19 protein-coding genes are annotated in these 15746 nt (G+C 64.6%); 10 read left to right on the forward strand and 9 right to left on the reverse strand.

From position 1 onward, the window contains the following. Positions 1 to 49: 49 nt before the first annotated feature. The 3 genes from H9L14_RS10560 (at position 50) to H9L14_RS10570 (ending at position 2833) form a co-directional block, all read left to right on the forward strand. Positions 50 to 1459, forward strand: coding sequence for a M28 family peptidase (locus H9L14_RS10560; protein WP_187708060.1), 1410 nt, complete (start codon positions 50 to 52; stop codon positions 1457 to 1459). Positions 1460 to 1541: 82 nt separating this feature from the next. Next, entirely contained in the window at positions 1542 to 2000 is a 459-nt protein-coding gene (locus tag H9L14_RS10565; protein WP_187708061.1) for a hypothetical protein, read from the forward strand. Next, a complete protein-coding gene (locus H9L14_RS10570; RefSeq protein ID WP_187708062.1) occupies positions 2000 to 2833 on the forward strand; it encodes a sulfurtransferase in 834 nt (277 codons plus the stop codon). The genes H9L14_RS10565 and H9L14_RS10570 overlap by 1 nt, the downstream gene beginning before the upstream one ends. Here the strand turns inward: H9L14_RS10570 and H9L14_RS10575 are convergent. From H9L14_RS10575 to H9L14_RS10605, 7 genes are read right to left on the reverse strand one after another with little or no spacing between them, the layout of a single operon-like run. Next, positions 2830 to 3189, reverse strand: a complete 360-nt coding sequence (locus H9L14_RS10575) for a hypothetical protein (RefSeq protein WP_187708063.1) — start codon at positions 3187 to 3189, stop codon at positions 2830 to 2832. The genes H9L14_RS10570 and H9L14_RS10575 overlap by 4 nt on opposite strands. A 33-nt stretch (positions 3190 to 3222) precedes the next feature. Next, a complete protein-coding gene (locus H9L14_RS10580) occupies positions 3223 to 3774 on the reverse strand; it encodes a winged helix-turn-helix domain-containing protein (protein WP_187708064.1) in 552 nt (183 codons plus the stop codon). 38 nt (positions 3775 to 3812) lie between these two features. Beyond that, positions 3813 to 4220, reverse strand: coding sequence for a DUF3035 domain-containing protein (locus H9L14_RS10585; RefSeq protein WP_187708065.1), 408 nt, complete (start codon positions 4218 to 4220; stop codon positions 3813 to 3815). After that, the gene (gene lspA, locus H9L14_RS10590; protein ID WP_187708066.1) at positions 4213 to 4710 is read right to left on the reverse strand and encodes a signal peptidase II; all 498 of its coding nucleotides are present in this window, start codon (positions 4708 to 4710) and stop codon (positions 4213 to 4215) included. Before lspA ends, H9L14_RS10585 begins: the two co-directional genes overlap by 8 nt. Beyond that, a complete protein-coding gene (ileS, locus tag H9L14_RS10595; RefSeq protein ID WP_187708067.1) occupies positions 4703 to 7576 on the reverse strand; it encodes an isoleucine--tRNA ligase in 2874 nt (957 codons plus the stop codon). Before ileS ends, lspA begins: the two co-directional genes overlap by 8 nt. Before the next feature lie 43 nt (positions 7577 to 7619). After that, a complete protein-coding gene (locus H9L14_RS10600) occupies positions 7620 to 8552 on the reverse strand; it encodes a bifunctional riboflavin kinase/FAD synthetase (RefSeq protein ID WP_187708068.1) in 933 nt (310 codons plus the stop codon). Between the two features lie 39 nt (positions 8553 to 8591). Beyond that, positions 8592 to 9068, reverse strand: a complete 477-nt coding sequence (locus tag H9L14_RS10605) for a DUF2127 domain-containing protein (protein WP_187708069.1) — start codon at positions 9066 to 9068, stop codon at positions 8592 to 8594. Between the two features lie 210 nt (positions 9069 to 9278). On the opposite strand from H9L14_RS10605, the gene rpsM reads away from it, so the two are divergent. The 3 genes from rpsM to H9L14_RS10620 all read left to right on the forward strand — a co-directional run bounded on the left by rpsM (position 9279) and on the right by H9L14_RS10620 (position 11268). After that, positions 9279 to 9647 (forward strand): 30S ribosomal protein S13, encoded by a 369-nt coding sequence (rpsM, locus tag H9L14_RS10610; protein ID WP_187708070.1) that lies wholly within the window; start codon positions 9279 to 9281, stop codon positions 9645 to 9647. 67 nt (positions 9648 to 9714) lie between these two features. Further along, positions 9715 to 10104, forward strand: coding sequence for a 30S ribosomal protein S11 (gene rpsK / locus H9L14_RS10615; protein ID WP_187708071.1), 390 nt, complete (start codon positions 9715 to 9717; stop codon positions 10102 to 10104). Between the two features lie 93 nt (positions 10105 to 10197). Next, positions 10198 to 11268, forward strand: a complete 1071-nt coding sequence (locus H9L14_RS10620; protein ID WP_187708072.1) for a DNA-directed RNA polymerase subunit alpha — start codon at positions 10198 to 10200, stop codon at positions 11266 to 11268. A 64-nt stretch (positions 11269 to 11332) separates the two neighbouring features. On the opposite strand, the gene argR is transcribed toward H9L14_RS10620, so the two are convergent. Beyond that, positions 11333 to 11806 carry an arginine repressor gene (gene argR / locus H9L14_RS10625; RefSeq protein WP_187708073.1) on the reverse strand — a complete coding sequence of 158 codons (474 nt, stop codon included), beginning with the start codon at positions 11804 to 11806 and terminating at the stop codon, positions 11333 to 11335. A 57-nt stretch (positions 11807 to 11863) separates the two neighbouring features. On the opposite strand from argR, the gene argC reads away from it, so the two are divergent. Next, the gene (argC, locus tag H9L14_RS10630) at positions 11864 to 12868 is read left to right on the forward strand and encodes an N-acetyl-gamma-glutamyl-phosphate reductase (RefSeq protein WP_187708074.1); all 1005 of its coding nucleotides are present in this window, start codon (positions 11864 to 11866) and stop codon (positions 12866 to 12868) included. Further along, on the forward strand, positions 12865 to 14025 hold the full coding sequence (gene argJ, locus H9L14_RS10635) for a bifunctional glutamate N-acetyltransferase/amino-acid acetyltransferase ArgJ (protein ID WP_187708075.1): 1161 nt from the start codon (positions 12865 to 12867) through the stop codon (positions 14023 to 14025). The genes argC and argJ overlap by 4 nt, the downstream gene beginning before the upstream one ends. On the opposite strand, the gene H9L14_RS16020 is transcribed toward argJ, so the two are convergent. Beyond that, complete coding sequence (locus H9L14_RS16020; protein ID WP_246444110.1) at positions 14000 to 14200, reverse strand: hypothetical protein; 201 nt, start codon at positions 14198 to 14200, stop codon at positions 14000 to 14002. The genes argJ and H9L14_RS16020 overlap by 26 nt on opposite strands. Between H9L14_RS16020 and argB the strand changes: the two genes are divergently transcribed. Together argB and H9L14_RS10645 are read left to right on the forward strand one after the other, a co-directional pair. Continuing rightward, positions 14120 to 14887, forward strand: coding sequence for an acetylglutamate kinase (argB, locus tag H9L14_RS10640; protein WP_246444609.1), 768 nt, complete (start codon positions 14120 to 14122; stop codon positions 14885 to 14887). The two genes, H9L14_RS16020 and argB, sit on opposite strands and share 81 nt — an antisense overlap. Then, positions 14884 to 15744: an ornithine carbamoyltransferase gene (locus H9L14_RS10645; protein ID WP_187708076.1), complete on the forward strand. Its 861-nt coding sequence runs from the start codon at positions 14884 to 14886 to the stop codon at positions 15742 to 15744. The genes argB and H9L14_RS10645 overlap by 4 nt, the downstream gene beginning before the upstream one ends. Positions 15745 to 15746: the final 2 nt, after the last annotated feature.

The raw sequence follows: 15746 nt of genomic DNA on the forward strand, positions 1-15746 counted from the left end.
AGTCTTGGCGGTTCCCGCCTATCCTGCCTGCTTCATCAGGGGGTGAACGATGTTTCGAGCGGCATTTCTGTCCGGGATGCTTGTTGTCGCGTCAGGAACATCGGCCGAGCCGCCGCCGCTGCTCAAGACTGCTGACGCACAAGCAATTGCCGCGCTTGTTTCGGGAGGCGCAGCGAAGCAAACCGTCCAAGAGCTCTCGCTGAACCACCGAATGCGCGGATCTGAGGGTTACCGTCGAGCTGCCGAACTCATTCGCAGCCGGCTGGAGGAATATGGGCTGGCGGAGGCGAGCATCATCGCTCTGCCCGCCGATGGGACGATCTTCTACGGGACGCAGCGGTCTCGTCCCGCTTGGAACGGGGAATTCGCGGAGCTTTGGGAGCAGCGGCAGGAAAGTGGCCGCTGGATCGATGCAGAGCGCATTGCATCGTGGGAAGACCAGCCGATCACTCTTGCGCAGGATAGCGTCAACGGGTCGGCCAACACCTCGCTGATCGATGTGGGAACGGGCACCTCTGATCGCGACTATGCGGGGAAAGACGTTCGCGGAAAGCTGGTGATGACATCGTCACAGCCGGAAGATGTCGCCAAGCTCGCGATCACTAAATATGGCGCTGCCGGGATCGTCTCCTGGGCGCAAAATCAGAAGCAGGCCTGGTGGGGCGAGGACGAGAGCCTGATCCGCTGGGGCCATCTCGACACGTGGAAGGACCCGACCTTCGCCTTCATGGTCTCCCCGGCGCGGGCCCATTCGTGGCAGGAGCGGTTAGCAAAGGGAGAGACGGTCCGGCTGCGCGCGATTGTTAAGGCCGGGCGTTCGCCGGGGCAGTACCTGATTCCGACCGCCGTGATTCCGGGCCGCGATCGTACCAGGGAGATTGTCTACTCCTGTCACCTCGACCATCCGTCTCCGGGCGCGAACGACAATGCGAGCGGCTGCGCCGGTATCCTCGAGGTCGCGAGAAGCCTGAACCGACTGGTCAAGGAAGGCCGCCTGCCGCGGCCCGAGCGGACGCTGCGCTTCATCTGGCCGTGCGAAGTCGAGTGCACGATCTCCCTGCTGAACGCGCGTCCCGAGTTCGCGGAGCGGACGCTCGCGACCATCCACCTAGATATGATCGGTGGGCGCACCGAAACGACGAAGGGCATCCTCCGCGTCGAAGGATCTCCACCGAGCTCGCCCAGCTTCGTCGATGACGTTGCATTCGCTTTGACTCGCTGGGTCAATCGCCAAACTTTCGGGTTCGCCGACAGCAATTCGGGCGATTGGCCGCTGGTCGATCCGGATGGCGGCAAGGAAGCGTTGCAGGCGAAGGTCGGCGGATTTTCTGAAGGCAGCGACCATGAGGTTTGGGCCGAGGGTAGCTGGAGGACGCCGATCATCTACGTTTCGGACTGGCCCGACCGCTACATCCACACGAACCGGGACGTCCCGAGAATCTCGACGCGACCAAGATGAAGCGTGCGATCTTCATCGCGGCGGCGTCAGGCTGGTACCTCGCCAATCTCACGCAGCAAGACGTCCCGCTCTCACTCGGGCGATGAGTTCGGAATCGCTGGAGCGCAGGGCCGCGGCTCTCCGCGACCCACGGCAAGGAGCACTGGAGTATGCCGAGCGAGCGGACACGACCGAAGCTGCGTCCCTGGCCCGGTTTGGGTTGGAAGCTCGGGCGCAATCGGCCGGCTCGGCTCCTGCGCATATCGACGGTGTCGTCTATCGCCGGAAGAGTGAGCCGAAGGGCCCAATGAACGGCTTCGGCTATTCCTGGCTCGACGACCAGCTCGAAAAGTCGAAGTTGCCTCGACCGAAACTGCTCGACCGCCAGGGTCCCAGGGATGGTCCGGCCTTCGCCTACGAAACACTGAATCTCGTGGACGGTAACCGAAGCGTGCAGGACATTGGCAACCAACTTGCCGCTACTGTCGGGCCGGTGCCGATCACCGAGGTTGCGGACTTTCTCGCGACCTTGCAGCGCGTCGGCCTTCTGGAGACTCGCTGATGGACGATCTCGTTTCGACGGAATGGCTCGCGCAGAACCTGGGCCAGGCGGATGTTGTCGTGGTCGACGCCAGCTGGCACATGCCTGCGACCAAACGGAGCGGCCGAGAGGAGTTTCTGGCGGCGCACATCCCGGGTGCGCGCTTCCTCGACATCGATGCTGTCGCGGACACGAGCGCCTCCTCTCCACACATGCTTCCGAGTGCCGAGCAGTTCGGACAGGCGATGGAAGAATTGGGCGTCGGCAGGAATGACCGGATCGTAGTCTACGACAACAGCCCGACGCGGAATGCCGTCCGCGGCTGGTTCATGCTCCGCCATTTCGGAGCTCCGAACGTCGCCGTGCTCAACGGCGGCTTCCAGAAATGGCTGGACGAGGGACGGCCGACCGAGAGTGGCGAGCCTGCTCCCCGGAACGCAATTTTCGATGCGATCGAACGGCCGAACGAAGTCGTCACGAAACGTGACGTGCGCGCCGGTTTAGGCGTTCCGCTGGTCGACGCACGGGGGCGTGCAAGGTTCGAAGGGACGGAAGAGGATCCGCGCCCGGGCGTCGCGGCAGGGCATATCCCCGGCGCACGTAACCTGCCTTATTCGGAACTCTACAACCCCGACGGAACGTTCAAGTCGCTGGAGGAGATCCGGCGGCTATTCGCGGCCGCGCGCGTCGACCCGGAAAAGCCCTTCGTGGCGAGCTGCGGCTCGGGCGTCACCGCCAATTCGCTGATCTTCGCGGCGAAGCTGCTCGGCAACCGCGACACGCGGCTGTACGACGGCAGCTGGAGCGAATGGGGCGCAGACCCGTCGATGCCGAAGGAGAAAGGCCCCGCCTAGCGGCGGAGAAGCTCGGAAAGGTTCGCGAGACCCACGCGGATCGCTTCGGCGACCATGTCCACCGCGACCGGATGCGGTTCGCTGCCCGTGCTCCGGGCGCTGACGACAGCCTCGAGGCCCGCGGCAGCTTCGCCGATCACTCGCTCGGATCGCGTGTCGAAGCAGCGCATCGCCGCTTCGCTGGCGAACTCGATCGCTTCGAACTCTTCCGCATCGCAGGACGGACCGCCCCCGCTCGGTTCGAGCAGGCGCAGGGCGCGCTTCAGGCCGGCAATGCGCGCGGCAAGCTCGCCGCCCGCGACGGGCGCCTCAGCAGCGGCTTCGATCGAAAGGATCTGGAACATCGCGCGCAGCATCGCGCGCGGATGGTCAACAAATGGTGAAGAGGCTTAGGCGCCCTGGGTCGCGTCGATGTCGCGCAGGATCCAGCCGCGCTGCGGGATCGTCTCGATGAATTCCGCGCCGCCGGACGCGCTGCGCAGCTTCTTACGAAGCTTCGAGATGAAGACGTCGATGATCTTCGGCTGCGGCTGGTCGTCGGCCCGGCGATAGAGGTGCTTCAGGAGCATCGCCCGGGTGACGACATTGTTGCGCGCGAAGGCCAGCAGCTCGAGCACGCGATATTCCATCTCGGTGATGCCGATCGGATGGCCATCGATACGGATCAGGCGCTGGACCTGGTCGACCGACAGGCGGCCTCCACAGAGCGTATCGGGCATGTCGCCGCCCGAAGCCTTGAGCGACTGGAGCAGCTTTGACGCCGCCTCCTCGCTGTCTTCCGGCGAAACCCGCTTGGGACTGCCGATCAGCGCCTGCTGGATCTCGCCCATCAGGGTCTGCGCCTCTTCGACGAGGCGAGCGCCTTCCTCGAAGCGGCGGCGTGACCGCTCGAGCATGGACTCAATCTCCACGAGGCGTGCAGAAAGTGTCTCTTCAGCCATGACCTGCCCGTTCCCCCGGACGTCCAGAATAGTATCCTTTACTGCGGGACCTGCGCCGACGCGACCTGGCCGTCCGCTTCCGGAGCGTTCAGGATTGCGGTCGTCACCGGGCCCTTGTCGACAACGCGAGTATCGGGATCGCCGGCCGTCGAGCGGGCGCCGACCTGCGTGCGGTCGCGGCCTGCCTTTTCGAGCAAATTATATTCGCTCTGACTGCGCGGAGCCGGCCCACCGAACAGGGCGTCGATAGCCTGCTGCTGAGCGTCCTGCGGAGTCAGGGCGGCCGTGCCCGCGACGGGCGGCGTCAGCGTGTAATCCGGCGGAATGACGAGCGGCGCGTTGCGGGCGACCTGGAATTCGTCAGGTCCGGCGCGCTTGCCGCTCAGGATCGAGCAACCGCTCAGGGCGACTGCCGAAAGGGCCAGGAGCGGGATGATTTTACGCATGTTCGGCATTCTCCTTTGGCCGATCCTTAACCAGGAAGGCCCGCAGTAACAGGATGGCGACGCCAATGCTAATGGCTGCATCGGCGACATTGAAGATGAAAAAGGGACGAAAGTCGCCGAAGTGCAAATCGGCGAAGTCGACGACATACCCATGGCGCACCCGGTCGAGGATATTCCCGAGCGCACCACCGAGAACCATCCCGAGCGCGATCTGGTCCCAGCGCTTTTCCTCTCGCCCGATCCACCAGGCGACGCCGACCGCGATCGCCGCGGTGACGAGCACCAGGACCCAGCGCATCGCGTCGCTCGACGCCTGGAACAGGCCGAGCGAGATTCCGTGGTTTTCGGTGTAATTCAGCCGGAAGATCGGCAGCACTTCAACGGACTGCGTGTTGCGCAGGTCGAGCGGGCCAAGCACGACCCACTTGGTGATCTGCTCGAGCACGAAGACGATCGCGGCGATGCTGAAGCCGATAGCGCCCTTACGCATCCAGCACTTCCTCGCAGCGCGCGCAGAGCTCGCCGTCTTCCTTCACTTCCGGGAGGTAGCGCCAGCAGCGGCCGCACTTGTGATTATCCGTTTCATCCACCCGCAGCGCATCGCCCGCGCTCACTGACGAGACGATGAACAGTTCGGCCAGCGCGTCGGGGGACGCGGCCAGCTCGGGAACCGTGACCACCGCCTGAAGGCTGGAGCCGATGACCTTGTCGCGGCGGAGCGGCTCGATAGCTTCCGTGACCTGCGTCCGAAGCTCGCGGAGCTTGGCCCAGCGTCCGTCATCGGCGGGAACGTCCGGGATCTCCGGCCATTCGACCAGATGCACGGACTTCGCCTCCGGATAGCGCGTGCCCCAAACCTCCTCGGTGGTGAACACCAGCACGGGCGCGAGCCAACGCACCAGCCCCTGGAACAGCTCGTCGAGAACGGTGCGATACGCGCGCCGCTTGTCCGTCTGGAAGCCTGTCTCCGCATTCACTTCGCAGTAGAGGACGTCCTTGCGGATATCGAAATAGAAGGCCGAAAGATCGTTGTTGGCGAAGTCCGACAGCAGCCGCGTGTAGGTGTTGAAGTCGAAGTCGTTGACCGCCTGGCGCAGCTTCTTGTCCAGCTCCGCGGTCAGGTGGAGCATGTACAGCTCCAGCTCCGGCATTGCCTCGATGCCGACCTTCTCCTCCTCGCGGAAGTCGGCGAGCGCGCCGAGCAGATAGCGGAAGGTGTTGCGGAGCTTGCGGTATTGGTCGGCGACGCCGGCGAGGATTTCCTTGCCGATGCGGTGGTCCTCGGTGAAATCGACCGAGAGCGCCCACAACCGCAGGATGTCGGCGCCATGCTCCTTCATCAGGTCGAGCGGATTGACCGTATTGCCGAGGCTCTTCGACATCTTGAGGCCCTTGGCATCCATCGTGAAGCCATGGGTCAGGACGGCGTTGAACGGCGCCCGGCCGCGCGTTCCGCAGCTTTCGAGAAGCGAGGACTGGAACCAGCCGCGATGCTGGTCCGAGCCTTCGAGATAGAGATCGGCGGGCCAGCGTTGCTCGGGCCAGCGGCCGCTCTCCAGCACAAAGGCGTGGGTCGAGCCGCTGTCGAACCAGACGTCGAGAATGTCGGTGACCATCTCGTAATCGTCGGGGTTGCGATTGCCGAGAAAGGCGGCGGCATTCTCCGCGTCCCAGGCATCGACCCCCTGCTCGCGAATGGCGGCGACGATGCGCTGGTTTACCTCATGGTCGACGAGCAGCTGGCCGGTCTTGCGATCGACGAAGAGTGCGATCGGCACACCCCAGGCGCGCTGGCGGCTGAGCACCCAGTCCGGACGACCCTCGACCATCGAGCCGATGCGGTTGCGGCCCTTTTCGGGAACGAAGCGAGTGTCGGCGATAGCGCGCATCGCCAGCTGGCGAAGCGTCGGCGTATGCTCGACCGCCCCGCCCTCATTGTCCCAACGCTGCTCGGCGAAGCTTTCGCAATGATAGCTGGGCAGCGGTCGGTCCATCGCGACGAACCATTGCGGCGTGCAGCGGTAGATGACCTTGGCCTTCGACCGCCACGAATGCGGATAGCTGTGCTGGAAGTCCGCGCTGGCGGCGAGCAAAGCACCGGCCTCGCGCAGGTCCGTGCAGATCGGCCCGTCCGGCGCGTTGAACTTGTTATTGATGACGCTGCCCTGCCCGCCGAGCCACAGCCAGTCGGGCCGGTAGAAGCCCGCCGCATCGACCGCGAAGACCGGGTCGATGCCGTTCGCCTTGCACAGCTCGAAGTCGTCCTCGCCATGGTCGGGCGCCATGTGAACGAGCCCCGTGCCCTGGTCGGTGGTGACGAAGTCGCCCGGCAGGAACGGCCGCGGCTTGGCGAAAAAGCCGCCGAGCTTATGCATGGGGTGGCGGGCGATGGTGCCGGCGAGCTCAGAGCCCTTGAACTGCTTCTCGATCTCGACGGTGAGCTTCTGCAAGCGATCAACGACCTGCGGGAGTAAGCCTTTAGCTACAAGCAGTCGACGGCCCACAGACGGGTTGACGGCTGGGCCCTCGTGGAGACCGGCCTTCACGCTCACGAGGACGTATTCAACGTCCGGCCCATAGGCGATCCCCTGGTTGACCGGAATCGTCCACGGCGTCGTCGTCCACACGACCGCATGAGCGCCAACCAGCTCGGGTATCGGGCTCTCGACGATCTCGAACGCCACATCGATCTGCGTCGAGGTGATGTCCTCATATTCGATCTCGGCCTCGGCCAGCGCGGTCTTCTCGACCGGCGACCACATGACCGGCTTGGCGCCCCGATATACCTGCCCGCTCTCGGCGAACTTCATCAGCTCCGCGACGATCGTCGCCTCCGCCTGGAAATCCATCGTCAAATAGGGATGGTCCCAGTCGCCGCCGATGCCGAGCCGCTTCAGCTGCTCGCGCTGCGTGTCGACCCAATGCTGGGCATAGGCGCGGCACTCGGCGCGGAATTCCTTGACCGGCACCTCGTCCTTGTTGAGCTTCTTCTTGCGGTACTGCTCCTCGACCTTCCATTCGATCGGAAGCCCGTGGCAGTCCCAGCCGGGCACGTAGGGTGCGTCTTTGCCCAGCAACGTCTGAGTGCGGACGACCATGTCCTTCAGGATGTGATTCAGCGCATGGCCGATGTGCATGTCGCCATTGGCGTACGGCGGGCCGTCGTGAAGGATGAACTTCTCGCGGCCGGCGCGGCTGGCGCGGACCTGCTGGTAGATGTCGCCTTCCAGCCAGCGGGCAAGAATCGCCGGCTCCTTCTGCGGCAGGCCGGCTTTCATCGGAAAGTCGGTCTTGGGCAGGAAGACGGTCGGGCGATAATCCCGCTTCACTTCAGTGGTGTCAGGGCTGTCGGCCATTGCGCGCGGCTCTAGCGGGGGCGTCCCGGATTGCAAACCGCGCTTATTCGGGCAGCGCCAGCAGCTTGCGCGCCTCTGCCTCGTCGCCCCGCATGTGCTCGACCAGCGCGTCGAGGTTGTCGAACTTCTTTTCGTCGCGAATGAAGGCGTGGAGCGCGACCTCGATCTTTCGGCCGTAGAGGTCGGGCGTCTGGTCGAACAGATGCGCTTCGAGGAGCTCCACGGCGGGCTCGAACGTAGGGCGGATCCCGAAGCTGGCGACACCGGGATGCTCGGTACCATCGTCGAGCGTCACGCGGACCGCATAGATGCCGTAGCGCGGCCGCTGATAATCGCCGAGCCGGAGATTGGCGGTAGGATAGCCGAGCTCGCGGCCGCGCTGATCGCCGCGCTCGACAATGCCCTCGACCGCAAAATCGCGGGTGAGGAGCCGCGTCGCCTTCGCCGTATTGGCGGCCGCCAACGCCTCGCGGATGCGCCCGGACGCGACCCGCTCGCCGTCGACAAGCACCGCTCCGACCGTCTCGGCGGTAATCCCGTGCTGCGCTCCGACTTCGCGGAGCACCGTCGTGTTGCCGCCCCTTCCCTTGCCGAAGGTGAAGTCCTCGCCGGTCACGACGCCCGAGGCGCCGATCCTCTTGCCAAGGATATCCGCAACGAAATCCTCCGCAGTCGTTCCCGCAAGCTCCCCGCCGAAGCGGAAGACCAGCATCGCGTCGGCCCCCGCATGGGCGAACAGGCTTTCGCGCTGGTCGAGGGTCGTCAGCCGAAAGGGTGGGATGTCCGGCTTGAAATGCCGCACCGGATGGGGATCGAAGGTCGCGACGATCACCGGCCGCCGCATGTGGAAGCCGAGCGCGATCGCGCGGTTCACGACCGCCTGATGGCCGAGGTGGAAGCCGTCGAAATTGCCGAGCGCGACGACCGCGCCGCGAAGCTCTTTGGGGATAGGTTCGTCGTGGTACAGCCGCTGCATTGGGCGCAAGCTGTATCGGCGCTTCGCAGGCGCGGCAAATCAGTGCGTCGGGAGGTGCTTCTTAAGAAGCCGATATTCGTGCCATGCGAGCACGATCACGAAGGCATCGAGGATCGACAGTAGGACCAGCCCGACGTCGTGGGTGAAGCTGTAGCGGTAGAGCTGATAGGCGATGAAGGCGCCGAAGACGACGAAGCAGGCGGGATAGGCCCACAGCTTCTCGCGAAGCAGGCCGACGACGACGGCAAGCTTCAGCAGCCCATGGGTGAAGAGATAGAATGCGTAGAAGTGCTGGGTCTCGAGCGAAAAGCCCTGCGCCAGCTTCAAGGCCGTGCTTGCCACCCAGTCCTGCGGGTCCTGCAACCGCTCATCGGTGATGAATTCGCCCAGGAAATTGATGATCGATTCATGAGCGACGAGGTAGAGCGCCACGCCGCTCGCCATTTCGATCAGCGCGTAGAAGCCCTTCAGCCCGACGCTAAGCACAAACAGGCCGTGGATTCGCTTCTCGTTCATCGACCCGCGCGGCTACACGGCGAACCGCTTGACTTAAAGGGTCCCAAATCCTATTTCGCTCCTATCCCGATCCACCGGTTCCGGCGGCGCATTCGTGCGCGCGTCGGTTTTTCGTTTGGAGCGGGCCTAACAAGCGACGAGATGGGTTTCGATTGCCGGGGTATTTCGCTCTGAGCCATCGGCGCCTGTGGAGCTGAAGAAGGGTGAAGAATGGCTCGTATTGCCGGGGTTAACATCCCCACCAACAAGCGCGTTGAAATTGCGCTGACCTACATCCACGGCATTGGCCGCACGACGGCCAAGGAAATCATCGGCAAGCTGGGGATCACCCCTGAGCGCCGGGTCCAGGACCTGACCGATCAGGAAGTCCTGCACATCCGCGAGACGATCGACCGCGACTACAGCGTCGAGGGCGACCTTCGCCGCGAGACCGCGATGAACATCAAGCGGCTCATGGATCTCGCCTGCTACCGTGGCCTCCGCCACCGCAAGGGCCTCCCGGTCCGCGGCCAGCGCACGCACACGAATGCGCGCACTCGCAAGGGCAAGGCCAAGCCGATCGCCGGTAAGAAGAAGTAAGCTTCTTCCAAGGGTTTAACTTCGCCTTGGACCCTCGGTCGGGCGAATGGATGACAGGAATTTTCGAATGGCACGCGAACCACAGCGCCTCCGCAGGCGGGAACGCAAGAACATCTCAGCCGGCGTCGCTCACGTGAACGCCAGCTTCAACAATACCATGATCACCATCACCGACGCGCAGGGCAATGCGATTGCCTGGTCGAGCGCCGGAATGATGGGCTTCAAGGGAAGCCGCAAGTCGACTCCGTACGCCGCTCAGGTTGCCGCGGAAGACGCGGGCAAGAAGGCCGCCGAGCACGGCGTCCGCACGCTCGAGGTCGAAGTCAAGGGTCCGGGTTCGGGCCGCGAGAGCGCCCTTCGTGCGCTGCAGGCGGTCGGTTTCACGATCACATCAATCCGCGACGTCACGCCGATCCCGCACAACGGCGTCCGTCCGAGCAAGAGGCGCCGCGTCTAACCAACGCGGCCGCCGCCGCTGGGTGGTTTCCAGCGGCAGTTTGAAATTATCGGGCGGAACCCCACCTCTTCCGCCCAGGGCTAGGGAAACAACATGGCTGTCAACGCGAAGAACTGGCAGGAACTCAAGAAGCCGAACGCGCTGGAGCGCAAGCAGGGCGCGGGCGATGCTCGCCGCCGCGCCGTTTTCGTCGCCGAGCCGCTGGAGCGCGGTTTCGGAATGACGCTCGGCAACTCGCTGCGCCGCGTGCTTCTGTCGTCGCTTCAGGGCGCGGCAGTCACGTCGATCAAGATCGAAGGTGTGCTGCACGAGTTCTCGAGCCTCGCGGGTGTCCGCGAGGACGTGACTGACATCGTGCTCAACGTGAAGCAAATCGCCCTTAAGATGGAAGGCGAAGGTCCGAAGCGGCTTGCGCTCTCCGCAACCGGTCCGGCGGAAGTCACCGCGGGCATGATCCAGGCAACGGGTGACATCGAAGTCACCAACCCGGATCTCGTGATCTGCCACCTCGACGACGGCGCGACGCTCAACATGGAGCTGACCGTCGACATCGGTAAGGGCTACGTCCCGGCCGCCGCCAACCGTCCGGTCGACGCTCCGATCGGGCTCATCCCGGTCGACGCTCTGTACAGCCCGGTCCGCCAGGTTGCGTACAAGGTCGAGAACACCCGCGTCGGTCAGGAGCTCGACTACGACAAGCTCAACCTGACAATCGAAACCGACGGCACGGTGACCCCGGAAGACGCGCTCGCTTATGCGGCCCGCATCCTCCAGGACCAGCTGCAGCTGTTCGTCCACTTCGACGAGGGCCAGGTCCGTGCAGCTGCGCCGATGACGGCCGGTATTGCGGTCCCGTCTGCTGCCGAGACGACCACTGACGCCAACCAGCTCAACCGCTACCTTCTCAAGAAGGTCGACGAGCTGGAGCTTTCGGTCCGTTCGGCGAACTGCCTGAAGAACGACAACATCATCTACATCGGCGACCTCGTTCAGAAGACCGAGGCCGAGATGCTCCGCACGCCGAACTTCGGCCGCAAGAGCCTCAACGAGATCAAGGAAGTCCTTGCCTCGATGGGCCTGCGCCTCGGCATGGACATCCCTGGCTGGCCGCCGGAGAACATCGAAGAGATGGCGAAGAAGCTCGAGCAGGAAATGCTCGGCTAAACGCGCCGGACTTTCGTGGAAGACTTGAAGGGCCGTCCCGCCGGGGCGGCCCTTTTCTTATTGGCTACTGAAGCTGGCCCGACGGTACGGCCTTGAGCTTCGCTGCAAGGGCTTCCGCATCTCCTGTGCTTCGGCAGGCGACGAAGATCGTATCGTCGCCGCAGATGGTTCCAACGATCTCCGCGAAGGGGGATTCGTCGAGAGCGACACCGACGAGATGCGCTGAACCCGGCGGGGTCCTGAGGACAACAATGGTCGCAGCGACGTCGATCGAGCGGACCCAGTCGCGCAGCACTAACGCGAGCCGCGAAGCCGTGGCTCCATTGGCAGGAAGCTGGTCGGGAAGCGTGTAGCTGATCCGGCCGTCGCGGCGGACCTTGAGCGCTCCGAGCTGCTCGAGGTCTCGCGACACGGTCGCCTGGGTTACTTCGAAGCCGAGACCCGCGAGGCGCGCAGCGACCTCTTCCTGACTCGCGAGGGCGTTGGCGCGGATGAGGTCCGCGACCGCGCGCTGTCGTCGTTCCTTGAGCTCACTCATGCGTTGCCTATGCACTAACTTGCATATTTATGCAAATCAGTGAATAGGAGCCGCCTCATGATTCGGACGGCCATTCTTGGAGCCTCGGGCTATGTCGGCGGCGAGCTGCTGCGTCTTCTCGCGGCGCACCCACAGCTGCACGCAGCGAAGCTGTTCGGCGAGAGCAAGGCCGGCCGGCCGGTTGCGGAAACGCATCCACATCTTGCGCCATTTTATGCAGGATCGTTCGAGAAGTTCGACGAGGCGGCGCTGGCGGATGTCGATTTGATCCTCGCCGCTTTGCCCCACGGGCACAGCCAAGACGTTGCGCCCACCATCCTCGAACGTGGCATCCCCTTCGTCGATCTCGGCGCAGACTTCCGCCTCAACAATGCCGCGACCTACGAGCGCTGGTACGGCCACGCGCACAAGGCGCCCGCCCTGCTTGGCGAGTTCGTCTACGGCATTCCCGAACTCAACCGCGCGGCGATCCGTGGCTCGAAAGCGGTAGCCGCCGCCGGATGCTACGCCACCGCTGCGATCCTCGCGTTGAAACCCCTGGTGGACAGCGGACTCGTCAACCCAAAGAGCCTGATCGTCGACGCCGCTTCTGGCGTCAGCGGGGCCGGTCGCGAAGCGAAGGAAGCGACGGGCTTCAGCACGGTCGACGGCAGCTTCTCGGCTTATGGGCTGCTCAACCACCGCCACACCGCTGAAATGGAAATGGCGCTGGACGCGACGGTGCTGTTCACGCCCCATCTCGTGCCGATGACCCGGGGAATCCTCGCGACCTGCTACGGTGAGGCGACCGGCGAAGGCGATCCCCTGGAGACGCTCAGGGCGGCTTATGCGGACGAGCCCTTTTTCCACGTCACGGACGCTTCGCCCGCGACCAAGTGGGTGTCAGGCTCGAACGGGGTTCAGGTCACGGCGCGCTACGACAACCGGACCGGACGCGTGCTCGCCCTCTCGGCGATCGACAATCTCGGAAAGGGCGCGGGGGGCCAGATGGTCCAGTGCGCCAATCTCATGCTCGGCCTCGAAGAGACCGCCGGGCTTACTGCAATCGGAGTCTATCCATGAGCGTAACCGCGGCCGAAGGGTTCGTCGCGGCCGGCTGCCACGCCGGCATCAAGAAGCGGCGCTTCGACATGGCCCTGCTCGCGACCGAAGATCGCCAGTCGGTGGCGTGCGCGGCCGTTTTCACGCAGAACAAGTTCGCCGCGCCGCCGGTCGAGCTGGACCGCAAGCTGCTCGCCGCCAACGGCGGGCGCGTGACGGCCGTCATCGTCAACTCCGGAAATGCGAACGCCGGGACAGGTGCGCCGGGATACAAGGACGCCCAGCTGATGGGCGCGGCTGCCGGCGACGCTTTGGGGGTCGACGCGTCGCAGGTCTTGGTCTGCTCGACCGGCATCATCGGCACGCCCTTGCCCATGGAGCCGATCCTGCACGCCACGCCAAAGCTCGCCAAGAGGCTGTCGGTCGAAGGCGGCCATGATGCAGCTCGCGGAATCCTGACCACCGATCACAATCCGAAGGAAGTGCTGATCAAGGGCTCGACCTTCACGATCGGCGGAATGGCCAAGGGCTGCGGGATGATTGCGCCGAACATGGCGACGATGCTGGCGTTCCTGACCACGGACGCCGACGTGCCGCGCGAATTCATTCAGAAGGTGTTGCGTTCGGCCTCCGACGCCACGTTCAACACGCTCAATGTCGACGGCGCGACCTCGACCAACGACACAGCAATGGTGCTGGCATCGGGCCGCCGCGGCAAGGCGAGCCACGAGGAGTTCGGCAATGCCCTCCTCGCCGCCTGCGAGGACCTGACCATGCAGATGGCGCGCGACGCCGAGGGCATGACCCGCATCGCGCGGCTGATCGTCACCGGCGCGGCCAACGACAATGAGGCGAAGATCGCAGCCAAGAACATCGTCGAGAACAATCTGGTGAAGTGCAGCTGGTACGGCGGCGACCCTTACTGGGGACGGCTGATGGCCGCCGCTGGCTCCGCGGGCGTCGACATGGACGTCGCCAAGTCGCGCGTGGCCTATGGCGGGATCGTCGTCGCCAGGGGCGGCGCGGGCATCGCGCACGACGGCGTCGCGCTCGCCCGGCACATGATGGGCGAAGAGGTCCAGATCGAGGTCCACCTCGGTGCCGGCAAGGCGTCCGCCCGGATGATCGGGATCGATCTCGGCCCCGGTTACATCAAAGAGAATAGCAAGACCTCATGACCCGAGCGAGACCGCGCACATCCTCGTCGAGGCGCTGCCGTACATCCGGCAGTGGGCCGGAAAGTCGGTCGTCGTAAAGCTCGGTGGAGCGGCGATCGACCGCGAGTCCGACCTTGCGCTCGCGCAGGACGTCCTCCTGCTGCGGAGCGTCGGAGTGCGCTGTGTGCTGGTGCATGGCGGCGGGCCGCAGGTCGACACCATGCTCCGCCGCGTCGGCAAGGAACCGGAATTCCGGGATGGCCTTCGCGTCACCGACGCGGAAACCCTCGAGATTGTCCGGATGGTCCTGGTCGGAAAGATCAACCGCGATCTCGTCGCAACGATCAACAGCCAGGCTGGCGAGGAGCCCGTCGCGGTCGGGGTGTCGGGCGAGGATGCGGGATTGCTGACAGTCACGCCGGCGGATTCCGCTCTGGGCTTCGTCGGCAACGTCACAGGCGTCCGTGCGGAGCTGCTCCACCGCCTTCTCGATGACGGACTGACCCCCGTCGTCTCGACGGTCGGAGCAAATCTCGAGGGCCAGCCGTACAACGTCAATGCGGACGAGGCGGCGCGGGCGATTGCCGTCGCCATGCACGCGGAGAAGATCGTCTACCTCACTGCAGTACCGGGCCTCCTCGAAGACCCGAAGGACGAAAGCACGCTCATCCCTCGCCTGACCTCGACCGAGCTCCGCGGCCGGATCGAGCACGAAAGCGTTGGCAAGGGCATGATTCCGAAACTGAAGGCCTGCGCGGACGCGGTCGATCAAGGGGTGGGCTTCGCGCACATCATCGACGGTCGCGTCCATCATTCGCTGCTGATCGAGCTTCTGACCGACCACGGCGTCGGCACGATGGTAAAGCGGGAGGCGAGCTGGTGAAGCATCTCCTCGCCATCCGTGATTTGTCGGCGGATGACCTCAATTCGATCCTTGCGCTGTCCGAGGCGCCATACACCCACGTCCTTCAGCACAAGGGCGTGGCTCTCTATTTCGAGAAGCCTAGCGCGCGAACTCGCAACTCGATGGAGGTCGCGTCGGCCCAACTTGGCGGGCACCCCGTCTATCTGCAGCCGAACGAGCTTGGGATCGGCGAACGCGAAAGCGTCGAGGACGTCACCCGCACGCTCGCCTGCTATCACGCGATCATCGCCGCGCGCGTGTTCGACCACGCCCTCCTTGAGCAGATGGCGGCGGTGAATGTCGCGCCGGTGCTCAACATGCTTTCAGCAACCGATCATCCCTTGCAGGCTCTGGCCGATCTCCTGACGATCAAGCAACTGCTCGGCCGCATCGAGGGCGCTCGGATCGCCTTCATCGGGGAGGCGAACAACGTCGCCCGCTCGCTCGCCGAAGGCTGCGCCCTGCTCGGAGCCGAGCTGAACATCGCCAGTCCCACCGGCTTCGGCTTCGGAAGCCCGATGCTCGCGGTCAATCAGGTGGTTGATCCCGCCGAGGCGATGGACGGCGCCGACATCGTCTATTCGGACGTGTGGGTGTCGATGGGCGACGAGGACAGTCGTGAACGCCGCGAGGTCTTCGCGCCCTACCGGGTCGATGCCGACCTGATGCACAGGGCACCGAACGCACATTTCCTGCACTGCCTGCCTGCTCGCCGGGGAGAGGAAGTAACGGCCGACGTGATCGACGGCTCCAATTCCGCGGTCTGGCGCCAGGCCGAGAACCGGATGCATACGGCGCGCGGAGCTATGCTCTGGCTGACCGGCGCCGCCGCCTGAAT

The sequence above is a fragment of the Sphingomonas sediminicola genome, assembly GCF_014489515.1.
GTDB lineage: Bacteria > Pseudomonadota > Alphaproteobacteria > Sphingomonadales > Sphingomonadaceae > Sphingomicrobium > Sphingomicrobium sediminicola.

What these genes read in the sequence shown, in the direction of transcription:
- lspA (WP_187708066.1), bottom strand. Translation starts at nt 4,710, where the DNA reads ATGCGTAAGGGCGCTATCGGCTTCAGCATCGCCGCGATCGTCTTCGTG.
- H9L14_RS10585 (WP_187708065.1), bottom strand. Translation starts at nt 4,220, where the DNA reads ATGCGTAAAATCATCCCGCTCCTGGCCCTTTCGGCAGTCGCCCTGAGC.
- H9L14_RS10600 (WP_187708068.1), bottom strand. Translation starts at nt 8,552, where the DNA reads ATGCAGCGGCTGTACCACGACGAACCTATCCCCAAAGAGCTTCGCGGC.
- H9L14_RS10560 (WP_187708060.1), top strand. Translation starts at nt 50, where the DNA reads ATGTTTCGAGCGGCATTTCTGTCCGGGATGCTTGTTGTCGCGTCAGGA.
- H9L14_RS10565 (WP_187708061.1), top strand. Translation starts at nt 1,542, where the DNA reads ATGAGTTCGGAATCGCTGGAGCGCAGGGCCGCGGCTCTCCGCGACCCA.
- H9L14_RS10580 (WP_187708064.1), bottom strand. Translation starts at nt 3,774, where the DNA reads ATGGCTGAAGAGACACTTTCTGCACGCCTCGTGGAGATTGAGTCCATG.
- ileS (WP_187708067.1), bottom strand. Translation starts at nt 7,576, where the DNA reads ATGGCCGACAGCCCTGACACCACTGAAGTGAAGCGGGATTATCGCCCG.
- argJ (WP_187708075.1), top strand. Translation starts at nt 12,865, where the DNA reads ATGAGCGTAACCGCGGCCGAAGGGTTCGTCGCGGCCGGCTGCCACGCC.
- rpsM (WP_187708070.1), top strand. Translation starts at nt 9,279, where the DNA reads ATGGCTCGTATTGCCGGGGTTAACATCCCCACCAACAAGCGCGTTGAA.
- H9L14_RS10570 (WP_187708062.1), top strand. Translation starts at nt 2,000, where the DNA reads ATGGACGATCTCGTTTCGACGGAATGGCTCGCGCAGAACCTGGGCCAG.
- H9L14_RS10620 (WP_187708072.1), top strand. Translation starts at nt 10,198, where the DNA reads ATGGCTGTCAACGCGAAGAACTGGCAGGAACTCAAGAAGCCGAACGCG.
- H9L14_RS16020 (WP_246444110.1), bottom strand. Translation starts at nt 14,200, where the DNA reads ATGCACCAGCACACAGCGCACTCCGACGCTCCGCAGCAGGAGGACGTC.
- argR (WP_187708073.1), bottom strand. Translation starts at nt 11,806, where the DNA reads ATGAGTGAGCTCAAGGAACGACGACAGCGCGCGGTCGCGGACCTCATC.
- rpsK (WP_187708071.1), top strand. Translation starts at nt 9,715, where the DNA reads ATGGCACGCGAACCACAGCGCCTCCGCAGGCGGGAACGCAAGAACATC.
- argC (WP_187708074.1), top strand. Translation starts at nt 11,864, where the DNA reads ATGATTCGGACGGCCATTCTTGGAGCCTCGGGCTATGTCGGCGGCGAG.
- H9L14_RS10575 (WP_187708063.1), bottom strand. Translation starts at nt 3,189, where the DNA reads ATGCTGCGCGCGATGTTCCAGATCCTTTCGATCGAAGCCGCTGCTGAG.
- H9L14_RS10605 (WP_187708069.1), bottom strand. Translation starts at nt 9,068, where the DNA reads ATGAACGAGAAGCGAATCCACGGCCTGTTTGTGCTTAGCGTCGGGCTG.